Below are 15,857 nucleotides of genomic sequence, written 5' to 3' on the forward strand. Positions count from 1 at the left end.
TTCACTTTTTTTCACTTTAAAGTAGCAAGAACGACATGACCAAAGCAATGATTATAATGGAACCCGCGAAGATTCCGTTCTCAAGTTTCCTTGACCTATAGGTTCCCTCTTGAAGATCCTTTTCCACTTCCACGTAAGAGTATAGCCCATAGGCTATTGTAATTGCCCCCATGAAGATCAGGACTTCCCCGTAGATTACGGAAGATGAGATTGATACGCCCTTGGTGCCCTTTATTAAGTTCAGAAAGATCGCAAACTTAGCTATAACGAAACCGAATCCAATTAGCGCTATCCCGGTCCTTATCCAAGCCAGGAAGGTCCTCTCGTTGGCAAGATGGTCTGACGCCGAAGTCATCTAAGATAAATGTCTTTAGAACTGCTTAAAATCTATAACAGAACCTTTGTTCCTATTACTTCATCCTCATCAAATTTAAGGGTGAAACCTAGCTTTCTTCCTATTGCTATCATTGGATAATTGTTAGGAAGAGTGTAGAAGATTAGCATCTTAATTCTCCTAGCTTTGGCTTCCTCAATTAGCGACTCTACAATTTTGGTTCCTACTCCCATTCTTCTATGTTCTCTTCTTACCACTAAGCTGAACTCTCCGTTAGTGAAAAGGGATCCTTCTCCTACAATCTTGTCATCACGTTCAGCCAGCAACGTCACATGGTCTTCCTGAGCAAGTATCCTCTTAACTTCTTCCTCAGATACTCTATGATAAATGAAGAACCTCATATATAGATCGTCATCGTTCAGGGATCCGTAAAGTTCCGTTAAGTGCGGAAGATCCGACATAGACGCCCTTCTTATTTTAAGTTCCACATCTAATTTTCTTTCATAACCTGAAAATGTTTTTGTCAAATAATGATTTGGGAAAATAATGTGAAAAGACAGACTTACCTCATTACAAGGTATACATGCACGCCAAATATGGCATATCACACCATAAAATATTTAAATTACCCTCCCTTCTCCCATTTTATTATTTTTCCCTTTCATGTTTAAAGTGTTTGCCTTCTAAGCTAATGTTTAAAAATACTTTGATTTGTACAGTTTGTTCTTTTTACATGTTTACCGTAAGATATCTGAAGTTAAGTTTAACTCTGTTCAAGAAGATTATTGTCTTCTTGTATCCAATAAATGAAATTTTACTAAGCTAATCTTAAAACCGTAGATCACAAAACTATCATATAAAAAAGTGTGTTAATTATGGGTAGAATAGTTATCCCGTGTGAGAAAGCTACGAAGGACGTAATACCAGCAGTTAAGGTTTTACTTATAAGATATCTAAACGAAGGTGGAATGACCCAAGCTGAAATAGCTAAGGTTTTTGATATAACCACTGCAGATGTCAATTATTACCTTCACGGGAAAAGGGGAAATACGGAACTTACAAAGAAACTAGAGGAAAGCGAAGAGTTCAGGGGGATCGTTAAAGAGTATGCACAAAAAGTATTAACTAAGAAGGAAGAGACATATAACCTATGTATACTTTGCAGTTACGCCAGAAGAAAAATATTAAAAGAGAAGCAACTTTGCCCTTATGAATGGTGAGCTTTATTCCTTTCGACATTAAATTTTTCCTTTCTTTGTTTTTATTTTAATTATTAATTCTATGCAATGATGAGTTTCCAGACTAGGTGATCTGTGATCTCCGGGTGCAAACGCTGAAACCTGGTGGAGAAAACTTCACTCCTATTTTGTTTAGAGCTCCTAACATTGCCACCGCGTTCTCGGTTACCACAGGAATGCCCAAATCCTCGTGTAGATAAGTTGATGCTTCATACGTCGCCAGCGCAGTACAAGCAATATATACAGCATCGGCTTTTCTTACAGCCTCAATATTACGCTTTACAAGCCTATAAATCGTAAACACTGCTGTGTTTGATATGTCTACTCCCCTTACCTTGTTTAAACCGTCGTAACCGGTCACTTCAAATCCGTTTTCTTTAAAGAAATTCACTTCTTCCATGGTTCTTTTCTGAATGTAAGGAGTAGCAACGAAAATTTTTCTTGCCTCAAGTGTCCTTAGAGTGTTAACTGCTTCCTCCTCTGGAAGAACCAAGGGTTTTGTAGCCACTCTCTTGATTACGTGGGCATGTTTATGGGTGCCATAAGTCCTACCGTAAATTATCGCCTCAGCAACGTCGTCCAAGAGGGAAAACACTTCTTTTAATTCCCTTTCGAACTGCGTCTCATCCGTAGGTTCACATCCCTTGGTCGGCTTCATTCTAGTGAAGTGAATAGTGACCCCATCTGGAGCCATCTTCCACAAGTCATATTCCATAGCGGCATTACCTGCTGGAATGACTACTCCTATCCTACCTCTTCCTCCTGGCATAGAAACAGTTTAAGTATGAGAAGTAAAAAGTCTCCTACAGTGTACAAGAAGAAGTTGCTGTCAACGGTAAAGGATTTCTTTCAATACTGGAAGAAGAGTGATCAGCAATTACTGGAAGAGGTTCTAGACGGATTCAAATTCGATGTAATGAAGGAAGGAGACAAGCATTTCGCCATAATCGGCGAGAGTAAGTTTGAAATAAAGAGTAAAAAGAGTAGTGCAATTGGTATTTTCCTAGCTAACATTCCTTATTTCGTTTATGGTGAAGGACAGTTAATATGGGATTTGCCAGAAAAAGTCGCTGAAATACAGAGGTCCGCCATCAAGTTGATTGAATTCCCTTGTTTAAGGCACGTTACCACGTTAGAGACATATTTAATCCTGGAGATGGGGCTCAGAAGTTTATATACAACTTGGCTAGGTGATGTGACTACCATCAAATACAAGGACCATAAGGTAAAAGTTAAACACCCGACCTACAGAAGACTTAAGCTTTACCTTAGAAAGAAAGGGTGGAGCATATACAAAGTTAAAGTGAATGGCGAGGTATTTCCATTCTCTCAGGGAAGCCTACTCACTTGGGCAAGTAAGTTCATAAGAGATGAGAGGGCTGATTTAGCCATTAGGTTAGCTATAAACGTGAGGAACTTGCTAGCTCACGGTGAGTTAGAATGGGAGTTGTATCCAACGTTGGAGAGCATAAAATCCTCGTCGTTCCTTGTAGCAATGATGTTCAGTAATCTAAAGTTAAGAAAAAGTTAAGAAAATGATGAATCATCTTATGAGTAAGATTTTTATAATAACGATGCTCACAACAAAATGAGGGCCGGTAGCTCAGCCTGGAAGAGTGCTCGGTTTGCACCCGAGAGGTCCCGGGTTCAAATCCCGGCCGGTCCATACGAGAATGCTCTTTAACGCCAACTACTAAGATAAAGCTTGACTATGTCATTTAATTTGTCTACCTAAGTTATTTCTTCCTCAACTATACTTTGTTTCAATGACCATGTTTTTCACATAGTTTGATAGCTATATGACTTCGTTGTAAAAATTGAAACATTCTAATAGCCATAGCGGAATTGAAGATATTATAGATCATGATAACGAGATTTTTAGTATTGTAAATATAAAATATAAAAAGAAAGGAGGAATATCATATTGTCAAAAATATTTAGTGAAATATATAAAGTTTTTTAAAAAGAATTAACTTTACTTCCTTCTAAGTAGGACTACTCCAGCTACAATTACAGCTATTATAACTACAATTATTGCAATATAGATTGGAGTAGAGGATGAACTTGAGGAGGACGATGGCATAGTAGATAAAGAAGTTGAAACGGTAGTTGTACTCGAGGTTGCGGGCGGGACTGTTGTAGTTGATGACGTTGAAGATGACGTTGAGGAGGAGGTTGAGGAAGTGGAAGACGAGGTTGTAGTTGTACTCGAGGTTGAGGAGGAGGTTGCGGGCGGGACTGTTGTAGTTGATGACGTTGAAGATGACGTTGAGGAGGAGGTTGAGGAAGTGGAAGACGAGGTTGTAGTTGTACTCGAGGTTGCGGAAGAAAATACAGATATCGTGACTCCGTTAGGATATTGTGGCCCTATAACTTGTATCCATAACCCATGGCTTGCGGAGCCTGGAACGTAGACTTCCATAAACGAACTTGTCATATAGAACTTCAGGTTGCTATTAGAACCGTAAATTAGTCCGCTTGCTCCATCTGGTTGCAAATTATATGCGTAACTATATGTCATGTTGGTGAAAGTAAACGTAGAATTGCCGCTATTTCCTCCTTCGATTATTTTAACTTGATCCTGTTGATTAACTAAATTATTCATCAGAATGAAGTATCCTTCGCTTATGTTCTGAACGCAAATCATTGAGGAATTAGGACCCATGACAGAATACGTCGGAACCACTTGCCCTGAAAGACCATAACTAACGTTAACTATGACGAAATAAGGAACGTATCCTGCAAAGCTTCCATTATAATTGATATCAAATGCTCCGTAGAAGTAGTATAAACCTTGAGATATTCCTTGCGGAATTATTATGAACTCGTTCTCACTCACCTCATTCTGTGGCGTAGCAGATGGAAAGGAAGTTGGTTGTTCTACTCCGTTTAAAAACGCATTAGTTTCTAAGTCCTCGTAAGATTGAAACGAAGTCAGGTTATTTGCTTGATATTTTAGCGTAACGTTAAAGCTTAAGTATTGACCTGGTGATGCGGATGTTTCATATAATCCATCACTACCATTAATGTATACAACTCCTTGAATCTGGTTACTGACCTTCTCTACATTCACCGTGAAGCTATGTCCGTTCAAGGTTATCACGTTCTTACCTATTGGCAAATTCAATTCAACCTCCTGATAAGAAAGAGGCTTTACTGTTACCGTTTCTACCGCAACTCCATTTACATAGATCACTCCGCTTCCTTGAGAGTTTCCTTGATTTAAGACAAGTATTGGAAACTGTGTATTATCTCCCTGAGTTGGAACGAAACCATAGCCGTTCACGTCAGATATTGTTAAAGGAGCAAGTTGTAAATCTGAGTAGCCGGTAGAGGCATGAAGAGGCGAAAGGTTCAGTCCTATAAATACGCCTAAAAAAAATAATGCAAATAATAATAACGCTGAAGTATTTCTTACTGAACCTTGACTTATCTTAACTTCTTTTTGTATATCAACCATCAAACTACTATATCAAAAGCATATCTAATTTTTTTCTAACTTGGTATTACAAGATATATTAGAAATAGTAGTTTTTGGCTCTTTCAATTTAAGTGTTTTTTCTTTGTATACAGAGATATACTAAAGTATATATAGCACTAGCCAGAGTGAAAAGGCAGGGAATTCAAATGAACAAGATAGTAGGACTAGCCCTCTTAAGCATTTTCTTAGGGTCCGTGTTAGTGGGAGTTCTCCCACTAGCCACATCTGCGGCTATGACATATCCTATAATGTTCGGCAGCACTTGTACATCAACGATATTTACTGACCCAGCAACGAACATAATTCCATATTACAACGGAATACTACCAGGCGGAATAGTTAACTTATTCATTCATAATGCGACTAACCTAGATTCCTTAAAAGCTCTACAACAGTTCGAGAACGAGGTTAATATTACACTATACGCTCAGAATGGTTCAATGATAGCAACTACAACACTTTATCAAGCATTATCAACTGCTGTACCTCCTTATTCAAGCAATATAACTTACTACTCTCCGAGCTTAGGAGCAGTACTATTAGCACTTAACGCAACTGAGTCAACCTCTGTTACAGAACCTTACAAAGAATACGTCGGTGAAATTCCCAACGCCGGAACCTTTATATATGCATTGATAAACGGAACATATGTAGCTAAAGTAACATCAGTAAATGAAGTAGCTCTTCCAAACGTATTTGATCCAGCAAAGATATCAATAGGTGACATAATAGTAATTTACTACAACGGCACAGCTTACACATTTGGAGTAGGTGCAAAGAATACCATTATAGGTCTAGAGAACGGTCTGCAGGAAGCTGGATTCATGCCCAAGAGTTCTTATACTGAATTCGCTGGAAGGCAGAATGGATCGATAATTGTATCTGACATGTCTGCGTATTATGCAACTTTATATTCAAACGCTCATTATGACAAATTATACCTTAACTTAACATATACTCCACCTTACCCACAGACCGTATACTTCAAAGTAGTACAAAGTAAAACCAATACACCATACGTCAAAGTATATAGCCAAGGTGGAAAATTAATATACCAACCAGGTGTTGTCAACAATCTAACCATGTATCCTTTTGTTATAACTGGACTATTCAAATCTACGGCATTTGAAAATGTAAGCGAGGTAACTGGTTACGTAGGAACAGTATCTACAACACCAAATAGCAACTCAACTACTTACGCATCGTATCCAACTGATAATTTCAACTCTACCCCACCAACAGTAAACAATATTTCAACCGTTATAACAGTAAACGATAACGCTACACTATTAACGACAGGACATGCGTCGGGAACTGAAAACATAATGAATGCAACCATCTACTTTAGCAATGTACCCCTGAATAACATTTCTATACTAAACTTAACAATCACACCTAACTATCCATATCTATATGATAAGGTAAATGTGACAATTGAGGCAACTGCATCATTAACTAAGAGCGGAAACGTCTACACAATGAGCTTCTCTACGTATACGATTGAAGATAACAAGCACACAGGATTTGGATCCAGCATATTAGAGCTTCAGGCAGCAGGATATCACTCCACTGGTAACTATCCATTACCAATATTAGTAAATGCAACCGGTATAGGCTATATAGCACTAGTAGACTTCGGAATATGGGCAAATTACACAGTAGTAACAGTAGGAGGATACGATCAGTACAATATTCCTTTCTCTAACGTATATCCATTCAGAGCTGTGGTCATACCTCCAGAGTTCAGTCATATACTTAATGACTCCACAATTAGCTCATTCTCACCGTTCTGCTTAGGACAGGAATATATATCAGTAAAGGCCCCCGATGATGTACTATACACGAATGCTACTGCAAATCCAATTAACTCTCCTACTGTTAACGGATTATATGATATGAACGTACCCCCAGTCTATAATTCCACTGGATATCACATATACATATACAATAACGGTAAGCTGGTAAATTCTCTATCTGGACTATTCACATTACCACAGCCACCATCTATTAAACCAATAAATGTGACCATATACAATTCCACAACTAAGCAGTATGAAACTAAGACTGTGAACGTAATAACAAACACAACTCCATTCTACTATCTAAACCTCAGTATGCAACTATCACCAACTTCATCCATCAACGTCACACCAACACAGTCTCAATTAGATGGGATAAGTTATGTATCTGGAATCAGCGTAAGTATTCCACCATCTGAGCTAGCAAATACAAAAATAGTGATATCTTATATAGACTCTGACTATGCAGTATACTATTACTTCAACAACACTAAGGGATATGAACTAAACTATACCATAACCTTTAATGGATCTGCAGTTCCATCTTTAACAACTCCTCATACCGCACCAATATACGCTAACTACTATAACGTTTCTATAAAGGACGGATTCTATAGTGGACCTTTAGGATCAATACTGAAGATAAGTACAACCAGCGTTGAACCAGCAGTATATCTATTCTATCCAGGTGCAACCCAAGGGATATACGTGGGTAATCTAACTAATGTAACAGTAACCTTTGCTAACGGAACCACTGTAAATATACGTCTAACCAATAATAACCTAAGTTCAATAATACCCAACCTAGAGCTATCTGAAGACACATCATGCAGCGGAGTATTCACGACAGAGATTAGCATACCCGGACTTGAATCAGTATTACACGTAACTGGACAGCAGCTTAACGGAAGCACAGTAAAGATATCCTACATGGACAACATAACTGGAAAGACTGTCACCAATAGTACATTGTTATATCTGAATGCTACATTACAGAAACCAGTTCATAACGGAACAGTTGACTTCATAATAACGACCATAAAAGAAGTAAGCATAACCCAAGTGGAGGTAGGTAGAATTCCAGTAAAAATACTAACCCAGCCTGAAATCAACATAACTGATCCAAGCTACGCTCAGACCAACCCAACCTCCATAACATACTTAACGACTAACCAGGTAACTATAACCTCCACCGATGGATACAAGGTCACAATAATGTACAATTCTACTACTGACACTACAAATGCAACGGTATACAAGCTGAATACAACAACTGGTAAGTACATGTACATGATGTCTCAGAAAGTCTCCGGTGATGCTTTACCATTAATACCCAGATACAGTGTTGCAGCACCATATTACATAGGATCTCCACTGAACATAGAGTTCACTCCTGGAAGTACGACTAACCCATATCCAAATATGAGCATAGTATCTAACGGAATAACTCTCAACTTAGGACTGCCAGTACAAGATTTCGTAGCTCCACAAATTAGACTGCAAAATGGAACAGTGGTCAATGAGACTGTCAACTCCACAGTAACTGTACAAGTATCTGATGGAATAGGAGATCACTTCAGCGCTATAGTATATATAACTCCGGCCAGCGAAGCACCATTGAGAATATCTCCTGACGGAGTATATGTACCTCACAACCCTGCTCTATATAACGGCACTATGGGTAACATGTCTGAGACCTTTGTATATAGCAAACCAGTACAGATCACATCTGGAAACTTAGTGCTAGACCTTAACGTAACTCCAGTGATAAATTATCCATTCTTCGTATACATGCAAGGCGAAGTTCACGAAGGATATAATGCAAGTGTATCTAGCGCAGTACTCGGAGTAGCTACGGGATTCACGTATGATCCATTCTTCGCACCAGGAGTATCTCTGCCAGTATCACTCAACCTAGGTGGAATAAGCGGACTAACGTCTGGACATACATACACAGTATATGTACAAGCATATTCCTATCCTGGCGGACCGGTAATGTCTGAGTATCCAATAACCCTCGAGTTCGCCAATGTAACATATGTGTAAGGAATAAATTTTTTTAATTCTCTCTCCATAAATTATTTATATGTCTAAATGTGTGATAAATCATGAAGGTAAATAGAATCGGAATAATAATGGCTTTGGTTGCAATGTCTTTCATATTTACTTCATTTACTGGACTATTAGCTGGAGCTACAATAACTGGTGGTGGATTTACAATTTATAGTCCCTCACAAAACAACCAAGTCTATCAATACGGGCAGACTGTTACACTAACCTTCACTTCTCCATACAAAAACTCTGAATTTACCATAACTATAGATCACTACGAAAATGGAATACCTAAGCTATACAACTCTATAGGTGCGATAACTAACTCCACAGGAGGATTTAGCGGAGCTATCCTATCAGGAGATAATCCAACTGGTACTTACTTAATAATAGTAAATGATGCCCAATACAGTGCTTCCGTTGCATTTAACGTAACCATAGTACCACCACATTATGAACAAGCTACCTTACAAGTCACCGTAGAGAATGAGACAAATGAGCCTATAATTGGAGCTACTGTAGAAGTTCTTAATTCAACAACCAATGCGCTTGTAACGTCTGGAACTACTACCTCATCTGGTACAGTAAGTTTGACCGTACCATACTTCGGAGTTCCAGTTACATATATAGTAAAGGCAAGCGCATCAGGATACGTAACTGAAAACACTACGGTTAACGTAACATCAAATGGAACTTTCCCTGTAACTCTAATATTGCCTAAGACAGGATTTATTTTAGTAGAGGAAGGAGTATTCCAAAACGGGCAGAGTATAGCTCCACCTACTGACAACTTCGTAAATGTGTATCAAGGTATTCCTCTGACAATAGAATACAAGGCAGTTAATGACGGAATGCCTGCAAAAGGTGCTGAGATAACTGAAATGGTTACATTCCCCAATGGAAGTACAGTAGATTATACTGGAACTGTTGGATCCACTGGTCTAGTAAATATAACTTTCACTCCTACAATATCTCCAAACACAACTCTAAACATGATAATAAAGGCATCAGCTACATACAACTCTATGAACACAAGTTTGCCATATTCGATATACGTCACAGCGACATTCAACTACTATAAGACAATATCTGAAATAGAAAGTGAGATTTCCAGTCTAGAGAGTACAACTAGCTATCTTAACAAGAGCATAATGTCTCTGAACAGTACCGTAAGTAGCTTAGAGTCGAAGATAACATCTCTCTCCAACGAACTATCGTCATTAAATAAGACACTGATATCTCTTAATAACACTGTAACTAACATAAATTCCACTACAGTTCCAAACCTAGAGGCAAAGATATCGTCACTAAGCTCTCAGATATCATCGTTGAAGAGTGAGTTGTCAAGCGTAAACAGCACAGTTAGTTCACTAAAGTCCTCCGTAAGCTCTGCAACCACTCTTATATACGCGGCTCTGATAGCTGGCATAATAGGTCTAATAATAGCAATAGTAGCTATAGTTCTGGTCTTAAGAAAGATAAAGTGAAAAGATTTTTTTAACCCCTTCCCGTAATTAGTAGTGCGGTCGTAGTCTAGCATGGATTAGGACGCCGGCCTTCCAAGCCGGAGGTCCCGGGTTCAAATCCCGGCGGCCGCACGTTTTTCTTATCCTTTCTATTATTTTCGTGTTCTACGTACGTTTTGTTCCGAATCCCTTTTAGTCGAAAACTTCATAAAATGTAAGTCATGGATAAAGCCAACCTACTTTACGAAGCATATAAAAGAAAACAATCAATTCCCCCTTTTGAAGTGACAAAAGAGGAAGCTAGAGATGTATTTTTACGCTTCTCTTCGATGCTAGTTGCAGATGAAGGACTGGGAGGATATAAGATTTCACTTGTTAGAAAGGAACACTTAGAAAGATTCAAAGGAAAAGAACCAATGTATGGAGTTTTAACAAAGAAGATGATTACTAAAGTGAACGAAGTAGAGCTATGGTTCGAAAAGAACTTTGCTGAGTTAGAGGTTGTCTTGAAGGCAGAGAACTGCAATCCTGCAACCGTGCCCGAATGTGTGAAAGGAACCTACATAGGAGTGGAATTACCTTCAACTAGGTTCAACACTTGGAATTTAAATGCATATCAATTGTTGGCAGACGATTCAGCAGCTGGAAGGCTTTTTGTAGGTGATTCTATAAAGTTACCCATACAAGCATGGATGTCGGTTAATGGAAAGGTAATTGGAGAGGACTCTCCAGAATTCATTCTTGGAGGACCTTTTGAAATGTTGAGATGGCTTACAGATAGGATAGGGAACGTAAATGGTTATGTGTCTTCAGGAGTATTCGTCGGACCAGTAGAGGTAAAAAAAGATGACGTTATTCAAGTCGGGTATGGAAATGGCAACGTACTTGAAATTAAGCTTACCTAGGCTAACTTCCAAGTTAAAACTCAATTCTTTTTCTTTTACACCTTGAACACGATTCTATATCTAAAGAATTTGTTATCTCTTCATTTTATTTAATATAAATAAATTAGCTGTACAAAATAAAAAAGCTCAAACTCGTTCATGCAATACATGTATACGAATAACTCTACTACTTTGATCTCCATTTAGGAAATTTTAGTATACGCAGTTCTCCTCTTACAAATGATATAAAAAATATACATATTTAACGTCATCTAATTTATCATGTTTTAAATTATAGTTTAAATTATAAGAAAGTAAAAATCCTAATCTAGACTCCCACTAAAAGTTTGATAAATCAAGTGTTTTGTTCAATAGTAAGTCCATTTCGTTTGCTAGAATAAAACTATTAACTACATTAAATCTAACCAAATCTTCTCGAAAGTTTTGTCATTAACAGTTATATAAGAAAATCTACATACCATTCTTGCGACCTCTCGTGATGATAATAAACAAGTACCTTCCGGTTCCGCGTCAAACAGACAGCGAGCTTTGGACTGCTGAGAAAATTGAACATGTTAGAAGACTATCATTGACGGGAAAACCTCAAGGAATATTTGAAAGAAATGGAAACAGGGTACTTGATAAGGTAGAGTTCAAGTTAAAGAAGAACCCCGAAATGACGGATAATCCTACCTCCTCCTTATCATTCTCGTTTTCAGGCATAGATATGTCAATGCCTCTTTACTTAGGTGACATGTCCTATGGCGCTCTGAGCGGAAATCCTAATATCACCATAGCGAGGGTTGCAGACATGACGGGTACTTTGGCTGGTACCGGAGAAGGAGGACTTCATCCAGAAGTGGCAAAACATAAGAGAATATTCGTACAATGGGCCTCGGCAAGGTTTGGAGTTGACGCCAAAACTTTAACTGCAGGATTAGGAATTGTAATAAAAATTGGTCAAGGTGCAAAGCCCGGCATTGGAGGTCATCTACCCGGAAAGAAGGTAACGAAGCCAATCTCGTTAACTAGAAGGATTCCCGAGGGAATGGACGCCATTTCTCCAGCCCCCCATCACGACATCTATTCCATAGAAGACCTTGGTCAGAGAATAGCAGCGTTAAAGGACATGACTGGGAAACCAGTTTTCGTTAAGGTTGCCGCGACTAACTACATCCCCTATGTTGTAGCTGGAATAGCCAGAATGAACGCTGATGGAGTAATCATAGATGGCCATGGAGCTGGCACTGGCGCAACTCCTCAAGTAATTAGGGACAACGTAGGTATACCAATTGAGCTTGCAGTCGCTTCTGCTGATAACGTGTTAAGACAGGAGGGACTCAGAGATAGGTTCACTGTCATAGCTGCTGGTAGAGTTACTTCCTCTACTGACGCTGCCAAACTAATTGCTCTAGGAGCAGATGTAGTCAGCGTCGGCACAGGGGCACTGATTGCCATGGGCTGTGTAATGGTTCATAAGTGTCATATAGGATCATGTCCCACTGCTTTGACAAACAAGATAGACGGAACCAGGGAAATGGATATAGAGTTTGGAGTGAAGACACTCACTAATTTCATCAACGGGTTCGGATTGGAGCTAATGAACATCTTGGACAACTTAGGAATAAGAAACGTGAGAGAATTGAGAGGAAGAAGAGACCTACTTTACGGTAACGGGTTAAGCGAGGAAACTTTGACAATACTGGGAATCGATGGACGTGTGGAGGACTCTCCCGTTAAGCAGGGAGAACTTTGGACTAAGAGAATTCAAGTTTACCTTCACGAGCTTATGAACAAGGGAGAGCCAGTAATAACTAGCATGGGAAGTACTGCACCTCCTGACGTAGAGAAGCCTGGAAGGATATCCGATTGGTTGAGATCTGACGGTGCGCAAGTTACTAGACCTCCAATCGATCCATACAGGGAGGATATAGATACTTCATTCTATCTAAATCATGGAAAAATATACCTTTCCCTTCCGGTGATATATGATATAACTAGTGCTCCAGAGAAGTTCAGAAACGCTTTTTCCTGGGCTTCACTAGCCTTGAGTTCTGCCATCTTCACTGACGAAACAAATCCAGGTTTTGAGGATATATCCTTCTCCTACGACGGGAAAGGGATTGCCTCTTGGAGCAAAAAACCTTTTCCAGAGAGGTACTACGTAATACCATCCTCTCTTGACGCCGTAGAAGGGTTAGTTGGTCTGGATGTGCCTGGTTTCATAGTGGACGAAGACGAAGGAAAGGATGATTTGGAGCTCATGATATCTAGATTAGATTCCACGTTAAAGAGAAACGGAGTGAGGTACTATTATGATATCATTGCTAAGTCAAGCAAACTAAGGGACTCTGCAGACGTCTTCAAGAATCTCCTTCTCGGAGCTGACTCCACTATAGTCTCTTATTCTCTCCTGGAAAGGGCAATAGGACAGGGAAGCGAAGGAGACCTAAAGGAGAGGGCATTCAATGTAATAGCCGGGATGAAAAAGGAGATATCCCTTCTAGCAGGGGCTGCTGGCGTATACAGCGTTCAATCTTCACTCACCGGAAACAGGGAGCTTTTGAGAGCCATAAACTTGAACCCAAAAACGAGGGAAATCCTGAGAGTTAAGCCAGCAGGTGGTTTATGATGATTCCTTCCGGATGCGGAGTTTTTGGCATAATAAGAAAAGAAACAGCGAAGAAGATACCTGGCTCTACGGTTGTGAGGGCAATAGAGAGAGTCAGACACAGGGGAAGCGACAAGGGAGCAGGATTTGCAACCTTCAATTTGGGAGAAGGGAATTCCTATGTGATAAAAGCTTTCGTTGAGGGGGACCCCACAAAGGTTGTTAGACTGCTCAACGAACACGGTCTACAAGTTACCTCGCTTAACGTATCGTACGAGAGAGGAAACTTCTGTAATTGCTCCATAATGACGTTAGGAGACGTCAACAGAGTAAAGAAAGCCATTAGAAACATAAACGAGGTCCTATGGGATGACAATAGAGGAAAGGGAAGGATCTATAGCGTGGGAACATCTGTGTCAGTATTCAAAGATGTGGGATATCCAATAGACGTTGCAAGAAAATATAACGTAGATGCCTTAGAGGGAGACATGTGGCTAGCCCATACCAGGCAACCAACAAACTCCCCTGGGTTTTATCCTTATTGGTCTCATCCTTTCTCCACATTCAACATTGCCATAGTTCACAACGGAGACGTGAGCTCTTTTGGAGCAAACGTGGAGTTCCTACAAAACAGAGGATGGGAAAGTTTTGTGGGAACTGATAGCGAAGTAATAGCATTCCTTTTCCAAGAGTTATTGGAGGAAGGGCTTCCAATAGAGGAGGCAGTGAAGATAATACTGAACCCGTCCCGTCGTTCTTCGTCACTACCAAAGGTAAAGGACTACTTATATAGGAACGCTAAACTGGACGGACCTTTCACCGCAATTGTTGGGTACGACTCCGGGGAGGACATATACTTGGTTGGAATAGCTGATCGTTCCAAATTCAGACCTGCAATAATAGGCGAGGATGAGAACGCGTTTTACGTAGCTAGCGAGGAGAGCGAAATCAGAGAAGTCTCAGCGAAGGCTACAATTTGGACTCTAAAGCCTGGATCTTACTTCATAGCTTCCCTGAAGAAAGGAATAATAAACAAAGGTAGGGAAGAGGAAGAGGTTCTGTCCTTCTCTGCTCCTCCTATCTTCGAAACCCACGATTTCGACATAGATGCCATCAACATGTCGTCTGAAGAGCTAAACCTCAGGATAGAAGAAACGTCCAGCAAAGGAAAGGTAGTAGTTAAGAACGTGAACGGACAACGTTTCATAGGAAATACACTTCCATTTAAGGGAATCCGCGGAGTGGAAATTCACATTTACGGCGTTGCGGGAAACGCCATGGCTAACCTTAATGACGGAAACACTTTTCACGTGCATGGTAATGTTCAGGACGACTGTTGCGATACAATGCATGGCGGAAAAGTATTGATAGAAGGTGATGCAAGGGACGTTTTAGGGCAGACTCTTCAGGGGGGCGTAATTCTTGTTAAAGGAAATGCAGGTAATAGGGTAGGGATACAGATGAGAGAATATCAAGAAAAGAGACCTTACTTGATAATTGGTGGAATTGTTGACGATTATCTTGGAGAGTATATGGCTGGAGGAGTAACGATAGTATTGGACGTGAAAGGAAATAACGCTAGAGTGGGAAACTTCGTTGGAACCGGAATGGTAGGTGGAAGAATATACTTGAGAGGAAAGGTAAGTCCTTCCAAACTTGGTCTACAGCCGCCTAGATTTGAGTTCCTACGCTTGCTGAGGGCACTTGCATTAGATAACTTGATTTCTCAAGATGAGCTAGAAGGTCTTTCTAAGATGGAATACATTGAAGCTATGGAGAAAATGCAGGGAAAGGCTAAGGAATATGCTATGAGACTGTTCGAAGAAAAGGTAGGAATACCAACGTATGAATACAGGGAGCTTAACGAGGAAGAATTCAAGGAAATCTCCGGAGTTACGCCGGAAATGAAGGAATACGAAGAATTTCTAAAGGAGAAGTTCACCGTGATTTTCCCTAAGAAGTAGAAGGAAAGAATAAGAGAGACTTATCATT

Annotated in this window: 11 protein-coding genes and 2 tRNA genes; 9 read left to right on the forward strand and 4 right to left on the reverse strand. The window is 39.7% G+C overall.

Features of this window, described 5'->3' with window-relative positions:
• Positions 1 to 16 precede the first annotated feature (16 nt).
• On the reverse strand, positions 17 to 355 hold the full coding sequence (locus RQ359_RS02500; protein WP_054838916.1) for a YidH family protein: 339 nt from the start codon (positions 353 to 355) through the stop codon (positions 17 to 19).
• Between the two features lie 32 nt (positions 356 to 387).
• The gene (locus RQ359_RS02505; RefSeq protein WP_083477005.1) at positions 388 to 822 is read right to left on the reverse strand and encodes a GNAT family N-acetyltransferase; all 435 of its coding nucleotides are present in this window, start codon (positions 820 to 822) and stop codon (positions 388 to 390) included.
• 387 nt (positions 823 to 1,209) lie between these two features.
• Between RQ359_RS02505 and RQ359_RS02510 the strand changes: the two genes are divergently transcribed.
• Entirely contained in the window at positions 1,210 to 1,554 is a 345-nt protein-coding gene (locus tag RQ359_RS02510; RefSeq protein WP_054838915.1) for a transcriptional regulator, read from the forward strand.
• 82 nt (positions 1,555 to 1,636) lie between these two features.
• On the opposite strand, the gene RQ359_RS02515 is transcribed toward RQ359_RS02510, so the two are convergent.
• Complete coding sequence (locus tag RQ359_RS02515) at positions 1,637 to 2,341, reverse strand: maleate cis-trans isomerase family protein (protein ID WP_054838914.1); 705 nt, start codon at positions 2,339 to 2,341, stop codon at positions 1,637 to 1,639.
• Between the two features lie 15 nt (positions 2,342 to 2,356).
• On the opposite strand from RQ359_RS02515, the gene RQ359_RS02520 reads away from it, so the two are divergent.
• Positions 2,357 to 3,103: a hypothetical protein gene (locus RQ359_RS02520; protein ID WP_156016152.1), complete on the forward strand. Its 747-nt coding sequence runs from the start codon at positions 2,357 to 2,359 to the stop codon at positions 3,101 to 3,103.
• 61 nt (positions 3,104 to 3,164) lie between these two features.
• Positions 3,165 to 3,238 (forward strand) — tRNA-Ala (locus tag RQ359_RS02525).
• A 309-nt stretch (positions 3,239 to 3,547) separates the two neighbouring features.
• On the opposite strand, the gene RQ359_RS02530 is transcribed toward RQ359_RS02525, so the two are convergent.
• Complete coding sequence (locus RQ359_RS02530; RefSeq protein WP_156016151.1) at positions 3,548 to 5,032, reverse strand: hypothetical protein; 1,485 nt, start codon at positions 5,030 to 5,032, stop codon at positions 3,548 to 3,550.
• A gap of 167 nt (positions 5,033 to 5,199) precedes the next feature.
• On the opposite strand from RQ359_RS02530, the gene RQ359_RS02535 reads away from it, so the two are divergent.
• The 6 genes from RQ359_RS02535 to RQ359_RS02560 all read left to right on the forward strand — a co-directional run bounded on the left by RQ359_RS02535 (position 5,200) and on the right by RQ359_RS02560 (position 15,829).
• Complete coding sequence (locus RQ359_RS02535; protein ID WP_156016150.1) at positions 5,200 to 8,898, forward strand: hypothetical protein; 3,699 nt, start codon at positions 5,200 to 5,202, stop codon at positions 8,896 to 8,898.
• Positions 8,899 to 8,960: 62 nt separating this feature from the next.
• Positions 8,961 to 10,391 (forward strand): hypothetical protein, encoded by a 1,431-nt coding sequence (locus tag RQ359_RS02540; protein WP_054838190.1) that lies wholly within the window; start codon positions 8,961 to 8,963, stop codon positions 10,389 to 10,391.
• Between the two features lie 35 nt (positions 10,392 to 10,426).
• A tRNA-Gly gene (locus tag RQ359_RS02545) sits at positions 10,427 to 10,502 on the forward strand.
• An 89-nt stretch (positions 10,503 to 10,591) separates the two neighbouring features.
• Positions 10,592 to 11,275: a hypothetical protein gene (locus RQ359_RS02550; RefSeq protein WP_156016149.1), complete on the forward strand. Its 684-nt coding sequence runs from the start codon at positions 10,592 to 10,594 to the stop codon at positions 11,273 to 11,275.
• Positions 11,276 to 11,750: 475 nt separating this feature from the next.
• Positions 11,751 to 13,886: a glutamate synthase-related protein gene (locus tag RQ359_RS02555; protein ID WP_338117013.1), complete on the forward strand. Its 2,136-nt coding sequence runs from the start codon at positions 11,751 to 11,753 to the stop codon at positions 13,884 to 13,886.
• Positions 13,883 to 15,829: a class II glutamine amidotransferase gene (locus RQ359_RS02560; protein WP_420856761.1), complete on the forward strand. Its 1,947-nt coding sequence runs from the start codon at positions 13,883 to 13,885 to the stop codon at positions 15,827 to 15,829. The genes RQ359_RS02555 and RQ359_RS02560 overlap by 4 nt, the downstream gene beginning before the upstream one ends.
• The last annotated feature ends 28 nt before the right edge of the window (positions 15,830 to 15,857 follow it).

Source organism: Sulfuracidifex metallicus DSM 6482 = JCM 9184, assembly GCA_032834875.1.
GTDB lineage: Archaea > Thermoproteota > Thermoprotei_A > Sulfolobales > Sulfolobaceae > Sulfuracidifex > Sulfuracidifex metallicus.

Bases quoted from the DNA above. Each gene is read 5' to 3' on its own strand.
- RQ359_RS02515 (WP_054838914.1), bottom strand. From the start codon at position 2,341: ATGCCAGGAGGAAGAGGTAGGATAGGAGTAGTCATTCCAGCAGGTAAT.
- RQ359_RS02535 (WP_156016150.1), top strand. From the start codon at position 5,200: ATGAACAAGATAGTAGGACTAGCCCTCTTAAGCATTTTCTTAGGGTCC.
- RQ359_RS02510 (WP_054838915.1), top strand. From the start codon at position 1,210: ATGGGTAGAATAGTTATCCCGTGTGAGAAAGCTACGAAGGACGTAATA.
- RQ359_RS02520 (WP_156016152.1), top strand. From the start codon at position 2,357: ATGAGAAGTAAAAAGTCTCCTACAGTGTACAAGAAGAAGTTGCTGTCA.
- RQ359_RS02550 (WP_156016149.1), top strand. From the start codon at position 10,592: ATGGATAAAGCCAACCTACTTTACGAAGCATATAAAAGAAAACAATCA.
- RQ359_RS02530 (WP_156016151.1), bottom strand. From the start codon at position 5,032: ATGGTTGATATACAAAAAGAAGTTAAGATAAGTCAAGGTTCAGTAAGA.
- RQ359_RS02540 (WP_054838190.1), top strand. From the start codon at position 8,961: ATGAAGGTAAATAGAATCGGAATAATAATGGCTTTGGTTGCAATGTCT.
- RQ359_RS02500 (WP_054838916.1), bottom strand. From the start codon at position 355: ATGACTTCGGCGTCAGACCATCTTGCCAACGAGAGGACCTTCCTGGCT.
- RQ359_RS02560 (WP_420856761.1), top strand. From the start codon at position 13,883: ATGATGATTCCTTCCGGATGCGGAGTTTTTGGCATAATAAGAAAAGAA.